18 protein-coding genes and 2 pseudogenes are annotated in these 15,265 nt (G+C 32.2%); all 20 read right to left on the reverse strand.

Features of this window, described 5'->3' with window-relative positions:
- A partial coding sequence (locus KA878_RS00765) for a ComEC/Rec2 family competence protein (RefSeq protein ID WP_228480628.1) occupies positions 1-1,111 on the reverse strand: 1,111 nt, incomplete at its 3' end.
- A 117-nt stretch (positions 1,112-1,228) separates the two neighbouring features.
- Positions 1,229-1,687 (reverse strand): ComE operon protein 2, encoded by a 459-nt coding sequence (locus KA878_RS00770; protein WP_075108371.1) that lies wholly within the window; start codon positions 1,685-1,687, stop codon positions 1,229-1,231.
- Between the two features lie 70 nt (positions 1,688-1,757).
- Positions 1,758-2,462, reverse strand: a complete 705-nt coding sequence (locus KA878_RS00775) for a helix-hairpin-helix domain-containing protein (RefSeq protein WP_193839274.1) — start codon at positions 2,460-2,462, stop codon at positions 1,758-1,760.
- Positions 2,463-2,514: 52 nt separating this feature from the next.
- Positions 2,515-3,240: a class I SAM-dependent DNA methyltransferase gene (locus KA878_RS00780; protein WP_075108369.1), complete on the reverse strand. Its 726-nt coding sequence runs from the start codon at positions 3,238-3,240 to the stop codon at positions 2,515-2,517.
- Complete coding sequence (gene rsfS / locus KA878_RS00785; RefSeq protein WP_053029538.1) at positions 3,241-3,594, reverse strand: ribosome silencing factor; 354 nt, start codon at positions 3,592-3,594, stop codon at positions 3,241-3,243.
- Positions 3,595-4,179 (reverse strand): bis(5'-nucleosyl)-tetraphosphatase (symmetrical) YqeK, encoded by a 585-nt coding sequence (yqeK, locus tag KA878_RS00790; RefSeq protein ID WP_193839273.1) that lies wholly within the window; start codon positions 4,177-4,179, stop codon positions 3,595-3,597.
- A complete protein-coding gene (locus KA878_RS00795) occupies positions 4,169-4,747 on the reverse strand; it encodes a nicotinate-nucleotide adenylyltransferase (protein WP_193839272.1) in 579 nt (192 codons plus the stop codon). Before KA878_RS00795 ends, yqeK begins: the two co-directional genes overlap by 11 nt.
- Positions 4,748-5,038 carry a ribosome assembly RNA-binding protein YhbY gene (yhbY, locus tag KA878_RS00800; protein WP_016930857.1) on the reverse strand — a complete coding sequence of 97 codons (291 nt, stop codon included), beginning with the start codon at positions 5,036-5,038 and terminating at the stop codon, positions 4,748-4,750.
- 1 nt (position 5,039) lies between these two features.
- Positions 5,040-5,846, reverse strand: a complete 807-nt coding sequence (gene aroE / locus KA878_RS00805) for a shikimate dehydrogenase (protein ID WP_193839271.1) — start codon at positions 5,844-5,846, stop codon at positions 5,040-5,042.
- 12 nt (positions 5,847-5,858) lie between these two features.
- Complete coding sequence (yqeH, locus tag KA878_RS00810) at positions 5,859-6,959, reverse strand: ribosome biogenesis GTPase YqeH (protein WP_075108364.1); 1,101 nt, start codon at positions 6,957-6,959, stop codon at positions 5,859-5,861.
- Complete coding sequence (locus tag KA878_RS00815) at positions 6,960-7,487, reverse strand: YqeG family HAD IIIA-type phosphatase (RefSeq protein WP_053029542.1); 528 nt, start codon at positions 7,485-7,487, stop codon at positions 6,960-6,962.
- A gap of 23 nt (positions 7,488-7,510) precedes the next feature.
- Positions 7,511-8,197, reverse strand: coding sequence for a 5'-methylthioadenosine/S-adenosylhomocysteine nucleosidase (gene mtnN, locus KA878_RS00820; protein WP_193839270.1), 687 nt, complete (start codon positions 8,195-8,197; stop codon positions 7,511-7,513).
- Positions 8,198-8,560: 363 nt separating this feature from the next.
- The gene (locus tag KA878_RS00825; protein ID WP_075108361.1) at positions 8,561-9,817 is read right to left on the reverse strand and encodes an NRAMP family divalent metal transporter; all 1,257 of its coding nucleotides are present in this window, start codon (positions 9,815-9,817) and stop codon (positions 8,561-8,563) included.
- A gap of 12 nt (positions 9,818-9,829) precedes the next feature.
- Positions 9,830-10,582, reverse strand: a complete 753-nt coding sequence (pxpA, locus tag KA878_RS00830; protein WP_075108360.1) for a 5-oxoprolinase subunit PxpA — start codon at positions 10,580-10,582, stop codon at positions 9,830-9,832.
- Positions 10,582-11,943, reverse strand: coding sequence for an acetyl-CoA carboxylase biotin carboxylase subunit (locus tag KA878_RS00835; protein ID WP_075108359.1), 1,362 nt, complete (start codon positions 11,941-11,943; stop codon positions 10,582-10,584). The genes pxpA and KA878_RS00835 overlap by 1 nt, the downstream gene beginning before the upstream one ends.
- Positions 11,944-11,957: 14 nt before the next feature.
- Positions 11,958-12,188 (reverse strand): annotated as a pseudogene (locus tag KA878_RS14605) (acetyl-CoA carboxylase biotin carboxyl carrier protein); the annotation flags it as partial.
- A 98-nt stretch (positions 12,189-12,286) separates the two neighbouring features.
- Positions 12,287-12,407, reverse strand: a pseudogene (locus tag KA878_RS14610) (acetyl-CoA carboxylase biotin carboxyl carrier protein subunit); the annotation flags it as partial.
- A gap of 7 nt (positions 12,408-12,414) precedes the next feature.
- Entirely contained in the window at positions 12,415-13,416 is a 1,002-nt protein-coding gene (locus KA878_RS00845) for a 5-oxoprolinase subunit C family protein (RefSeq protein WP_193839268.1), read from the reverse strand.
- Positions 13,406-14,134: a 5-oxoprolinase subunit PxpB gene (gene pxpB, locus KA878_RS00850; protein WP_193839267.1), complete on the reverse strand. Its 729-nt coding sequence runs from the start codon at positions 14,132-14,134 to the stop codon at positions 13,406-13,408. The genes KA878_RS00845 and pxpB overlap by 11 nt, the downstream gene beginning before the upstream one ends.
- Before the next feature lie 619 nt (positions 14,135-14,753).
- Positions 14,754-15,230, reverse strand: coding sequence for a transcription elongation factor GreA (gene greA / locus KA878_RS00855; RefSeq protein WP_053029550.1), 477 nt, complete (start codon positions 15,228-15,230; stop codon positions 14,754-14,756).
- Between the last annotated feature and the right edge of the window lie 35 nt (positions 15,231-15,265).

Here is a 15,265-nt window from a genome sequence, read left to right on the forward strand (position 1 = left end):
AGGAGTCTGGACTTGACTGATTATCGTGTAAGATATATATTTTATTGAATATTGCACTAAATAAAGGTATATCATTAACAAAATGATAAGTAAAAAATAATAATATTGCTAATGGGAAAATAATAAAACTATATAGAGGAACAAATAGTATATTAGAAAATAAGCCTATCCATTGCAATTGATTAAAATGAAAAATTGAAATGATTGAAGAAGAAAGCTGAGCTATTAAAGTAAGGATAATAATATTATTAAAAAAAGATAACTGTCTTATAAGTGGAAAGGAAACTAGAATAAAAAATGAAATAATAAATGAAAATTGAAAGCCTATATCATACAAATAGTCAGGTGTTATTAAAATCATAATGATAAAGATTAGACCTAAAATATCAATGGTCGACATTTTAGACTTATTAGAAATGAGAATGACGGTTATTGTAGCTAAAATTGCTCTCAATGCACTTGGTGCAAAATCGGTATAATATGCGAATATAATTAGAAATATGATAATTAAACCGTTAATAATCACTTTGGGTATATTAAGTCTAACTAGAGGTTGATATATAAGATAAGAAATAGTAGCAATATGCGACCCACTCACTGCTAATAAATGATAAATGCCTATGTCTTTGACCTTATCAATAAATTCAGTACTAATGCCATGAATATCACCACTAATTAAAGCAGTAATATATTCAGGATGCGATAGGCTTGAGTGAGTCAATTTTTGAGTAATATACGACGAATGCTTTTCAAATACATTTGAATTTTTTGTGATTTGGCACGTATTCGTGACTACTTTGTTAACAGAAACATAAGGGGTGTGATTTAAAACATTAACAATTTTACCTTTAATAACACATGATTTATTTTCAATGTCTTTTTCACTTAATTGATTGGTATTTAAGTGAAAGACGTACAATTGATCTTTGATAGTAAATTTACCTTTTAATTGCTTTCCTTGACGTTCGATATTAGATCCAAATTCGACCTTGGTAAATATGTTAGGGTTTATCTTGAAGAAATCATCTTTACTTACACTGTTTTGATTGTGAAAATGTTCAAAACTCACACCACAAAATACACAAATAATCATTAATAATATATGATGCATTTTAATTCTTCTTTGTATTGAAATGATAACTAATAAAAAAATAATCAAACACGACATTAATTTTAAATGTATCCATAGAATACCTATGAGAAAGGACAATGCAAAATAAATCATATATTAGTCAGTTAAATATTGAGCCACATTTCGAGCAGAAAAAGGTATTTTTTTGTATTCAATACCAGCTTGGTTTAATAATTGCAGCGCATATTCGTGATTGTGATAATCTTCAGCATAATATATTTGTTTAATGCCTGCTTGTATAATAGATTTTGTGCAATTAAGACACGGAAAGTGAGTGACATAGATAGTAGCACCCTCTGTTGATACACCCTGCTTAGCACATTGTAATAAAGCGTTCATTTCGGCATGTATGGTTCTGATACAATGGCCATCTTCAATTAAACATCCTTCATCAATACAATGCACCTCACCTGCAACAGATCCATTATATCCCCCTGCTATAATTCTATTGTCTTTTACTATCGTTGCCCCTACTGACAATCTTTGGCAAGTTGATCTTAGAGCTAGTAAATGGCTTTGCGCCATGAAATATTCGTCCCATTTTAATCTTTCCATTAAATTCACTCCGATTCAAATTTATTATCATTATTATAGAATATCTTTATATTTAAGCCAATCAACAAAGTTAGATTGTAATATAATCCTTAATCTTTTCGAAAGTTTTGTCACCGATGCCTTTGATATTTTTTAAATCTTCTATTGAATGAAACTGGTTATTCTTTGCCCTGTAATCTAAAATTTCTTTGACTTTTGTCGGTCCTACTCCTGGGATCTTTAGCAAATCAGTTTCACTCGCAGTATTCAAATTTATTTTGTCAGTAGTTAATGAATTTAAAGGTTTTGTATTACTACGCTTATTATTATCATCACTATGTGCTATAGTATTTTTCATTTCACTGGTAGATGGTATGTAAATCAATTTTTGATCTGTTAATTTTTCAGATAAATTGACTTGTGTCAAATCAGCATCTTTTTGTAATTTAGCTTTTTCCAATACATCTTTAATTCTATCTGATCCTTTCATTTTATATACATCAGGGTGCTCAACAGCGCCTTTAATATCTACAATTACCGTTTTATTTTCATCAATACCAGTATTCAACTCATCTTTCTTAGTTGCATCATTAATTTGTCTAGATGATTGACGTGTATTATTTTTTTCTTTTGAATTGTTTTGCGATGAAACGATTGGCATGTCATTGCTTGTTTCCTTAACAGGTTTAAGAAACATTAGTATACATGCGATAGCTATTATAATGGTCAAAGTGATCATCAGTTGAAATTTCCATTGCTTGATAAATGCCAATAATTCTATTTTATTTTTAAACAAAAAACTCATCTCCTTATATATATAAACGTTTAAGGAGATGAGTTTACTTTATTTATTTATAAGCTACGATAAATAAACGATCGCCGTTTTCATCGTGATTATTGCGATTAAAGTCGATAAATGTTTCGAATGCTTTAAATCCAATTGTCTTTAATAAACTAATGTAAGTATCTTTTTCAAAGGTTCTTTGATAGTGCGATTCATCAAATCGCTGATAAGTATCATCAGTATTTTTTACAAAGAAACTCATGTCGTGATACACACTATAAGGTTCATCACCGACAATAGCTTCCCATGCTAAAAAGATTGACTCATTTTCATCAATGTAACATTGATTATGAAACAACGTATTCATCTTTTGAATAGTATGGACATCAAATATAAAAACACCAGTTTCTGATAGATGATTAAAAACATTGATAAATGTTTCATTTACATCTTTGATATCAGGTAAATAATTCAGTGAATCACAAAATATTGTTATTACATCAAATTTAGTATTGAATGAAAAATCGGTCATATCGCCTTCTAACCATGTTACTTGATTAGATTTATTAGCAGCAATGGAGAGCATCTCTGAGCTTAAATCCATTCCTGTAACCGAACCAATAGTACTTAGTTGAGCAGTTAAACTGCCAGTTCCACAACCGATATCAAGGATTTTCGGCTTATGACTGAGATCTTGCGTATAATGGTTCACGATTTCAAACCACTTGTCATAAGGTTGATCTTGCGTAAGTTGATCATAAACTAAGCTCATCTCACCATATTGAGCCATCTAATACGCAACCTGCCCATATGATTCTATTGGCGCATCTTGATATAGCTTCTCAATATTATAATAATTACGTTCATCTTTATGGAAGATGTGGACCACAACATCTGCTAAATCAATTAACACCCATCTAGCACTTTGATACCCTTCCATACGTTTCACATCAATAGCTTGTTCATGTGCTGCCTCTTTTACTGCTCTAGCAATTGATTGAACTTGACGCTCATTATTACCGTGACAAACAACGAAATAATCTGTCATGTCACTGATACCTTTCATATTAAGAGAAACAATATCTTCTGCTTTTTTATTTTCTGTCGCATCGACAGCAATATTTAATAATTCTTCTGAATTCATTTAATCATCCTTTATCCTTTGATCACTATAATTATAATAGTTTAAACATGAAATCGTTGTGCCATAAACAGTTATATCCTTACTAATTAGGAACAGTACTGTTCGCTTAGAAATTTCATAAATTGTTTTATCTAAGCTACCTTGATTGTATGCCATATCTCTAATTTCTTCAACTCCTGGGGTTTTTCTTCCAGGCTCGATATAATCAGCAATAAACACAAGTTTTTCAGTTTTAGTCATTTCTTTTCGACCTGTAGTGTGATTCTTGATTGCAAGAAGCACTTCCTCGTCTTCAATACCAAATTCTGATTGCATGAGAGCAGCACAGACTGGTCCGTGTAAGATTTCTCCACCATAACTTAATAGTTCACTATCTAAATCGTGTTGTCTTACAATTTGGTACATTGTGCTTAGGTCATCATACTTGCAATAATCATGCAATACACCCGCTAAGTTAGCTTTATCTTTATCACCATCATAAATTTCTGCAAGTTTTACTGCGGTTTCAGCTACTCTCAATGAGTGCTTAAAACGTTTCTCCGGTAGTTTATCTTTAACGAGTTCAATCGCTTTATCAATTTTCATAAAATCCTTCCTCTCTTATATAGTCGTGAATACTACGAGGAACCAAGATATTTATTGGTTGTTTATTTTTTACACGATTTCGAATCAATGATGAACTAATATCCATTCGCGGTATATTAACCGATATCATTGATTCGTCGACCTCTTGATAATTAACATCTCTGTTCACAATTACAAATGTAATGAGTTGTTTTAACTTTTCAATTTTATACCATTTATCTAATTGTTTATACTGATCTGTTCCGATAATGAAATAGATATTCGCATCTTTTTCATTATTAACGATATCTTTTAGCGTTTCATAAGTGTAACTTTGACCTTTTCTCTCAAGTTCAATTTCACATATTTCACCAAAATCTAATTCTTCTATAGCAAGTTGTATCATTTTGATTCGATATTTAGCATCTAAATAGTCATCATGCGTTTTCAATGGTGCCATATAACTTGGTAAAAAATAAAATTTGTCAGGTTTAAGTTGATGATAGACTTCATTTGCAACTAACAAGTGTGCAGTGTGGATTGGGTTGAATTGACCACCATAAAGCACTATTGATTTTTTATTCATCATTTACGGTAATGTGATTTCTTTATTATCAACTGATTCTCTATAAATGACAATCATCGAACCAATCACTTGAACAACTTCACTATTAGTTGCATCACTTAATGTTGACGCTAATTCATTTTTATCATCAAAGTTATTTTGTAACACATGTATTTTAATTAACTCGCGATTTTCAAGTGTATCATCAATTTGAGCAATCATATTGTCATTAATGCCTGCTTTACCAATTTGAAAAATAGGGTCTATATTGTGAGCTAAACTTCTTAAATATCTTTTTTGTTTTCCTGTTAACATATTAAACTCCTTTTAATTTGTTTAGTACTGCGTATTTCATTTCTAGTATATTAGGCTGTTTGCCGGTCCAAATTTTAAAACTTTCAGCGCCTTGGTTTATGAACATATCCAGGCCATTATAAACCGTATTGCCTTTAAGTTCTGCTTCTTTTAAAAATTTAGTCTTATATGGAATATAAATAATATCACTAACGAGTGTACTTGATGACAAATTATCTAAGCTAATAACCATATCATCGTTATTATTTAATCCAGCAGATGTCGTATTGATTATAATATCAAATTCATCTAAATATTGTTCTGCTTGTTCTAATGAAATTGGATTAATATCCATATCCCACGTCTCAAATCTACGCATTGTTCTGTTAGCGATTGTTAATTTTGGTTGTACAATTTTACTGAGTTCATTTGCAATTCCCTTACTAGCACCACCAGCACCAAGGATTAAAACATAAGCATTTTCTAAATCGGGATAAACTTGTTTCAAGCCCATCACATAACCAATACCATCTGTATTATAACCTATCCATTTATTGTTAATAATTTTCACAGTATTAACAGCTCCAACAGCTTTTGCTTGGTCATCAATTTCATCCAGATAAGGAATAATTCTTTCCTTATGCGGAATCGTAACATTGAATCCATTAATATGGTTATCTTCAATAATTTGTCTAATATCATGGAAGTCTTGTGTGGGAATATGCAACGCTTCGTATGTGTCTTCCATATTTAATGATTTAAAATTAACTTGATGCATGACTGGAGATAATGAATGCGATACGGGATCACCTATTACTGCATACTTCATAAATAACCCACCTTACATTATTGAATTTCTTAGGATTACATCAACATTTTTAGGGACGCGTACAATGACTTTTGCACCAGCTTCAATTGTTATAAATCCTAGACCTGATATCATTATGTCTTTCTTTTCCTTACCAGTTTCAAGACGTACAGCCTTTGTATCACTCATATCGAAGTGGTCAGGATTATTTGGTGGTGTCAAAACATTACCAATTTGATTTCGCCATAAATCATTTGCCTTTTCCGTTTTAGTTCGATGTATATTCAAATCATTTGAAAAATAACAAACGAGTGGTCTTTTTCCACCTGATACATAATCAATTCTAGACAGTCCACCAAAGAATAACGTTTGTCCTTCATTAAGTTGAAAAACTCTTTGTTTTATTTCATTTTTAGGTACGATTATTTTCAATTCTTTCTCAGATACATAGTGTGTCATTTGATGAGACTGAATAATACCCGGCGTATCGTACATGAATGTTTTTTCATCTAAAGGTATATCAATTAAATCTAATGTAGTTCCTGGAAATCTAGAAGTGGTTACAACATCTTTTTCGCCCACACTTTGTTCAATCAATTTATTTATAAGTGTTGATTTACCTACATTCGTAGTACCGACAATATATACATCTTGATTATGTCTATGCTTATCAATCGATGCTAATAAATCTTCGATTCCCCAACCTTTTTGTGCAGAAATAAGTATAACGTCGTCAGCTTCTAAGCCATATTTTCTAGCAGTTTTTTTGAGCCACTCTTTTACACGACGTTTATTAATTTGCTTAGGTAAAAGATCTAATTTATTAGCAGCTAATATTATTTTTTTATTGCCTACAATTCGTTTCAAGGCATTGATAAATGAACCTTCAAAATCGAAAATGTCAACAACATTCACAATTATTCCTTGTCGATCAGATAATTCATTGAGTAAATTTAAAAAATCTTCACTATCCATTCCGACATCTTGAATTTCGTTATAATTTTTTAATCTGAAACAGCGTTGACAAATAACGTCCTCTCTAAAAAGGTTATGTTCTGGAACATATCCAGGTGCACTTTTATCATCTGATTGAAGTGGTGCACCGCATCCAATACATTTTAATGTGTCATCCAATCAATTTTCCTCCCATGTGATATAGCCTTTATTTTTAAAGTAATTTAATAATCGACGCTCAATAATACGGTTGAATTTAGTAATAAATCCATCTGTACGTTTCACAGGCACAACCATAATTGTATATAAGCCATTACGATTACCACCAAAAACATCCGTTAACATTTGGTCTCCAATTACAATGGTTTCCTCAGGTTTGATATTCATTTGTTTGATAGCTTTTTTAAATGCTTTGCCCATAGGTTTTCTTGCTCTAAAAATGAAATCTACATTTAAGTCTTTAGAAAAGCTTGAAACTCTATCTTCATTATTATTAGATACAATAGTGATTGTAATACCTAATTCATTTGCTTTTTTAAACCATTGTTGTATTTCTATAGTTGGCGATTTTACATCCCACCCAACTAATGTATTATCTAAATCTGTAATAATACCTTTAAAACCAGCCTTAGCTAATTTTTCAATATCGATTTGAAATACAGACTTAACATAATCATTTGGCATAAAATATTTCTTTATTAGTCCCATTTATTTATCACCTTTATTAATATTTATAAAACTTTAATTAATGCTTCAACTATTGAACTTGATGATTTAGCAGCTTTACCGAGGAATTCCTCGAAAGATATATCTGCTTTACCATTCGCTAAATCGGATACTGCACGTGTCACGATAAATGGAACATGAAATTGATAGCATGTCTGTGCAATTGCAGTTGCCTCCATTTCAACAGCCATAGCATTAGGAAATTGTCGTTTTATCGTTAAACGTTGCTCAACGCTTCCAATAAAACTATCACCACTCACAATTTGGCCTATTTTAGCAGTATAATTTTGTTGTTTAATAACTTGTTCAGCTAAGTTTAATAGTTCTTGATTTGACTCAAATTTAGAAGGCATTTGAGGTACTTGTCCAAATTCGTAACCAAATGCAGTTGCATCAACATCATGATATTTTACATCATTACTAATCAACATATCTCCTACAGATAAGCTTTCATCTAGCGCACCGGCAGATCCAGTATTGATAATGAGTCTAGGATTGAATTTCTCAATTAATAATGTTGTTGAAATAGCGGCATTCACTTTACCAATACCACTTTGCGTTAAAACAACTTCTGTTGTATTTAATTTCCCTCTATAAAATTTAACATGTGCAACAGAAATTTCATCCATCTCTGTTAATTTATCTTTTAAAATAGCTACTTCTTCTTCCATAGCTCCTATAATTCCTATCATATTTACACCTCAGTCTTTATCTTAGCAATTGCTATTTTATCATATAATTTCATTCATCACGACAATGTTTCATCACTCCGTATTTAAAATAATAAATTCCTTACACATTCATCTCTTTTTATAAATTTCACAAGTGAAAAAGAGAATAAATGCTACAAAAAAAGAGTGAGATGGAATTCAATTTGAATTCAAAATCTCACCCTTCCTATGTGTAATTTAAATTGAGAAAAGCATACTACCACTAACTTCTCAGCTCAATTTTTCATAGTGAATTTAATCAGATATTTTTATAAAAGTATTAATCTATAACCCAGAATTTTAAGCAAATCTAATGCTATATGTCTTATACCGTATAAAAGCCATTTATCCTTTCCAAAGTGCAGCTAAATCTTGTAATGAGAAGATACCTGTTACAATGGTTACAATAACTGCTACAATACCAAAGATTAGCATCCACGTTGGATGTTTATAATCTCCAACAATATCTTTTTTACGACTTGCAATAAGTATCGCTCCAAGTGTGATAGGTAAAATCCAACCATTAATTGCACCAGCAATAATAAGTAAACTAATAGGTTTACCAATAAATAGGAAAATTAATGTCGAAATTACGATAAAGACGATTACAATTAGATTATTTTTAGTTAATAAAGATTTATGTAATGTTCTTAAGAATGTAGCACTTGTGTATGCTGAGCCAATAACAGAAGACATGGCAGCTGCAAAGATAACGACACCGAAAATATTCTTACCAATCGGTCCAATTGCATGTTCAAAAACTGAAGCAGGTGGATTATCGGCACTTAAAGTTACACCAGTTACAACTACACCTAATACTGCTAAGAATAATAAAGTTCTCATAATACCTGTTGTTAATATACCTGCAATTGCAGAGCGGTTTACAAATGGTAAGAACGCTTTACCCTTCATACCAGAATCTAAAAGTCTATGTGCACCTGCGAAAGTAATATAACCCCCTACAGTACCTCCGACTAATGTAATAATAGGTAAAATTAATTTAACCGGCTGTTCTGGCGCGAATGTGTGTACTAATGCATCACCATATGGCGGGTTTGAAACTACCATAACATATGCAACTACGAGTATCATTACAACCCCTAAAATCATCGAAACAACGTCCATGATCTTTTGACCACTTCTACTAACAAAAATTAAAATAGAGAAAATAGCTGTAATTGCAGCACCCCATTTGATATCTAATCCAAACATAGCGTTTAAGCCTAAGCCTGCACCAGCAATATTACCTATATTAAATGCAAGCCCCCCAAATGCAATCAATATTGAAATTAATGTACCTAAACCAGGCATCACTTTATTTGACACTTCTTGTCCACGTAAACCAGTAACTACAAGGACACGCCAAATATTAATTTGTGCGCCTATATCAATGATAATTGAAATTAATATTGCAAATGCAAAACTAGCATAAAACTCAGCTGTAAATACAGCTGTTTGAGTAAGGAATGCTGGGCCAATAGCAGAAGTTGCCATTAGGAACACAGATCCATATAATAATCGTCTGTGGTTCTTCGTGAATTTAAATTCCTTCTCATTCGGATTTATTTCTTGATTTGGATTTTGATTAAAGTTTTCTCCCATAATTGGTCCCCCTTATAAGGATTGAATATCAATGCCTTCTTTCGTTAATTTTTCTCTAATTTGTGATACAAATTCTAAAGCATGAGCACCATCACCATGCACACAGATCGTATCCGCTTTTAGATTGATTTCTTTTCCATTTTTGCTAACCACTTTGTTTTCAATAACCATTTTTAAAACTTGATCTAACGCTTCTTCAGTGTTAGTGATGACTGCATCTGCCTCTTTACGACTAACGAGTTGACCATTATCTTCATATCGTCTATCAGCAAACACTTCAGATGCAGTGCGTAAACCTAATGCTTCGGCCTCAGTAATTAGTAATGTATTTGACAATCCTACTAAGACAAGTGAAGCATCAAAATCATAAACTGCTTGTGCAATAGCACGCGCAATATTTTGATCTTTAGCCCCCATGTTATACAGTGCGCCGTGTGGTTTTACATGATTAATACGCGTTTGATGTACTTTACAGAAACCATCTAAAGCGCCTAGTTGATAGATAACTAAATTATAAATTTCTTTAGGTGAAATATCCATATTTCGGCGACCAAATCCTTTTAAATCTGGTAATCCTGGATGCGCACCTATTCCTACACCGTTGTCTTTAGCGAGTTTAATAGTGTCATACATCACATTTTCATCACCTGCATGGAAGCCACAAGCAATATTAGCTGAAGTGATTAATGGAATGATTTGATTGTCACCGCCAAATGAATAATTTCCAAATGCTTCGCCTAAGTCACAATTCAAGTCTATGCGCATTATAGCTCCACTCCTTCAATAATTTGATGTTTTTCAAGGAATTTAATATCTACTTCACTAGCATCATCATCTGCATATAATGGGTAATTTAAAACTGCGTATAAAAAGTCAGCAGTTGTTGTAAAGCCTTCAATTACCATTTCATCAAGCGCTACTTTCAATTTGTTAATCGCAGTTTGTCGATCTGTATCTTTAACTATAACCTTTGCGACAAGTGAGTCATAATATGGTGATACTTGGTATCCTGGATATAGTAAAGAATCAACACGAATATTGAACCCTTGAGGTAAATGTAATTTTTTTACTTTACCAGGCGTAGGTTGGAATTTCTTCTCTGGATTTTCAGCATTGATACGCGCTTCGATTACGTGTCCATTGAATACGATGTCATCTTGACCGAAAGGAAGTTTATCATGCTGCATTAAATACAGTTGCGCTTGTAATAAGTCTCTATCAGCACGCATTTCTGTGACAGTATGTTCTACTTGTATACGTGCATTCATTTCTATAAAGTAATGTGCATCTTTTGTAACTAAAAATTCTATTGTACCTGCACTTCGATAATTTGAAGCTTTGGCAACGGCAACTGCATCTGCACAAATTTGTTTTCGTCTTTCCTCTGTTAATGCTGCACAAGGAGACTCTTCAATTAACTTTTGATTTTTGCGTTGTACTGAGCAATCTCGTTCTCCTAAATGTACATAGTTACCTTTTCCATCACCAATGATTTGAACTTCAACGTGTTTTGCTACAGGTATAAAAGCTTCGACATAGACTCTGTCATCATTAAAGTACTTCTGCCCTTCGCTTTTTGCTTCTTTTAATGATTTTTCAAGTTGTTCAGGTTCCTTAACGATACGGATACCTTTACCGCCACCGCCACTAGCTGCTTTTAAAACGACAGGGTAACCAATTTCATCTGCAAGTTGTTTAATTTCTTCCACTGAATTGACAGCACCTGTTGATCCAGGAATGACGGGTACTCCCGCAGCGTCTACTGTTTGACGCGCAGTTATTTTATCACCCATCAGCTCCATTGTTTTTTTACTTGGACCAATGAAATGAATATCATTTTCTTCTACCTTTTCAGCAAAAGTTGTACTTTCTGATAAAAATCCGTACCCTGGATGGATCGCATTCGCACCTGTTATTTCAGCTGCGCCAATGATACGTTCAATATTTAAATAACTATCTAAAGGATTGGCTTCTCCAATACAAACTGCTTGATCAGCTAAGCTAACATGTAGACTTTGCTCATCTCCTTTAGCATATATCGCAACAGTCTCTATACCCATTTCACGACAGGCTCTAATAATACGGACTGCAATTTCTCCTCTATTTGCTACTAAACAACGGTACATTTAGCTGTCCCCCTTTATTTAAGTTTAACTAGTACTTGATCATATTCAACATTTGTACCATGATCTGCTACTATTTCAACGACTTCTCCATCTACATCGCTTGTAATTTCATTCATAACTTTCATTGCTTCAACATAACCGATGATATCTCCAGATTTAACTTTATCTCCAACTTTAATTTGAGGATCAGTTAATTCTTTACTATCTTGTAAAAAGAATGTACCAACCATTGGTGAAGCTATTTCTTTAGAAGCATCTTCATTTGAACTAGATTCGACTTGTTGTTGATTATCATTATTCACAGCACTTGTACTTGCTACACTTTGATTAGCAGATTCACTGATTACTTGAGCGCCCTCTGTGAAGTCTAATTCTAGTTCACTTTTATTATCTTTAAATTTAAAGCGTTTTACGCCATTTGATTTAACTAAATTAATAACTTCCTCAATTTTTTTAATATTCATCTTGTTATTACTCCTCTTCAATTAATTTTGCTAATTTTTGTGATGTTGGTCGCATTGAATGCATATTAAATATTGGTGCATTTGTCACAGAGTTCAATTTGTCACTGAACTTTTGATTAAACGACTGCAACATCTCATTTGCTTCATCTACAGAAGTCCATTTGAACTGTATCATATCTCCTGGCTTGAATTGTGCTAGTTTCTTAAGGTCCAATTGACTTACTGTAGCTATCTTTGTATAACCACCGACTGTTTGTTTGTCATTTAATAGAATGATTGGATTCCCATCGTTAGGTACTTGAATACTACCTAATCCTACTGGTTCAGAAATGATATCCGCACCATTTTCAGGTGGAATTTGATTGCCTATAAGTCTATATCCCATACGATCAGATTGATCAGATATTTTATATTCAGATTCAACTAAATTTTTTCGTTTTTCTTCAGAAAAGGCATCAACTTGCGGACCTTCTATAATGTGAATAATATTGTCTTGTTCAACTGCATCATAATCAATTGATTTTCCAAGATTTACTTTATAATTGCTATTTTGCACGACTTGAATATGATCATCTTTTTTCAATGCTCTTCCGTAAAAACCACCCACGCCACTTCTAGTATGCGTTGAATAGCTATCTGCAACTTTTTCAATATCAAGTGAATGACCAAAGAAAATATAGCCACGTGCACCACGTATTACAGGTCCTAATTCAAGGATATCGCCTTTATTTGCCAAGACAACACTGTTATTTGTTATTTTGGCGTTGTTTAATTTTGCATTGAACTGGCCGCCTGTCAATACAAACGTGTTATTTTGAGTGAATTGTATTGTTGGTCCGATAATTGTAAATTCCAAACTTGGACCATCGTTAGCAATCAATTGTCGTCCTAAGTCATAACTAAATTGATCCATAGCACCAGAGCCTGAAAAACCTAAATGTTGAAATCCAAAACGTCCTTTGTCTTGTACCGTGGTGAACAGTCCTGGTTTTATAATTTTAATGCCCATTACACCTCACCCACTTTTCTTTATTAAATTGACCGTCGTTGATTTCTTTTTTAATTTGGTTATACGTTTGCTCGTCAATTGCATAAAATTTAATATAATCACCAGCTTCGTACAATGTCATAGGTTCAGCATATTGATCGAACACTTTTAATGGTGTTCTACCAATAATTTGCCAACCACCCGGTGAATCTGATGGATATAATCCCGTTTGATTATTAGCGATTCCTACAGAACCGGCATTTATCTTAACTCGTGGTTCAGCTCTTCTAGGTGTATGAATACGTTCATCTAACCCACCTAAGAATGGGAAACCTGGCATAAAACCAAGCATATAAACAAGATATTCATTTTCTGTATGAATTTGGATAACTTCCTTTACAGATAAATGATTATGATTTGCTACCTCTTCTAAATCCGGGCCCATCTCAGTATTATATAGTACAGGAATATATATAATATTCTTATTTGAAGTTGAATCAACTTTTGAAAGTTTAAGATTATCTAATTCTAATTTTTCAATTAATTGCTTGTAATCAATTAAATCATTATTAAAATTTATCATAATTGCTCGATAAGACGGGATTACATCCTTAATGTCTGGTATGTTTTTAGACAGAATATATTGAGTAGTTAGATTAACTTCTTGATAATTATCTTCGCTAATCTCTTCTTTGAAATATAGCAATAGCGATTGCTCATTTATAACTTTAACTTCCAACCTATTGCCTCCCTTTTATACTTTCATTTGATTATATTGTATTTCTAAAAGTATTGATTTAACAAAAGTATCAACTTTCAAATTTTTCTATTATGTATAAAAAAATTATAACATTTTCATATCTTAGTTGTTTAATAAGTATTTCAAATTGTGAATAATAAAAAAAGTAAGGCATGATGTAATCGCTTACTTTTATGTATACTTAACAATTCATTCAATTGTATTCACAATGTTATTTAAGCATATAAAACAAAATTTGTCATGAAAAAGTTCAGATTTTCAAATTAATTTGATAAAATATAAATAGATATTCGTTACTTTAAGGATACTTATAGCTTAAATAGTTAAAAATGTAATCAATATAGCAAGCGCGGTCGGATAAACCTTTTAGTTGTTAAAAATAAGTTGAACTTAACCAAAAATGATACAGCATTTGACATTAAAAACGAGAGTGGAACAGAATTTTTTAAATTCAATGTCCTACTCTCGCAAGAATGACTAAAACTGAGAAAAGCTTAATTTAAATGCCCTCTCAGTTTAGTTATTTACTGCCTTTTTTGAAAAAAGCAGTTGTATATTATTGTCTCAGACACAAATTAATCATTGTTATAAATAGAGATTATTTGATATCTACGATTTTAACGTTAATTTCTCCACCGTTTGGTAAAGGCACACGTACTTCATCTTTTAAACTTTTACCAATTAATGCTTTAGCCATAGGTGATTCGTTTGAGATTTTGCCGTTAAATGCATCTGCTTCAGCAGAACCAACGATTTGGTAACTTTCTTCTTCATCTCCAGGTAACTCAATAAAAGTTACAGTTTTACCAATTTGAACAACATTATTATCACCTGTATCTTCAATGATTAATGCATATCTAAGCATATGCTCGATACGTTGAATGTCTTGTTCAATGAATCCTTGTTCATCTTTAGCAGCATCGTACTCAGAGTTCTCAGAAAGGTCACCAAATGAACGTGCCACTTTAATTTTTTCTACAACTTCAGGACGTTTAACCGTTTTTAATTCTTCTAATTCTTTTTCTAATTGTTCATAACCCTCTTGAGTCATTGGATATTGTTTTTGATTTTCCATTATGTCATCTTCCTTTTTCAGTTAATATGTTTGCG

The sequence above is a fragment of the Staphylococcus sp. GDY8P57P genome (genome assembly GCF_017892585.1).
Lineage (GTDB): Bacteria > Bacillota > Bacilli > Staphylococcales > Staphylococcaceae > Staphylococcus > Staphylococcus borealis.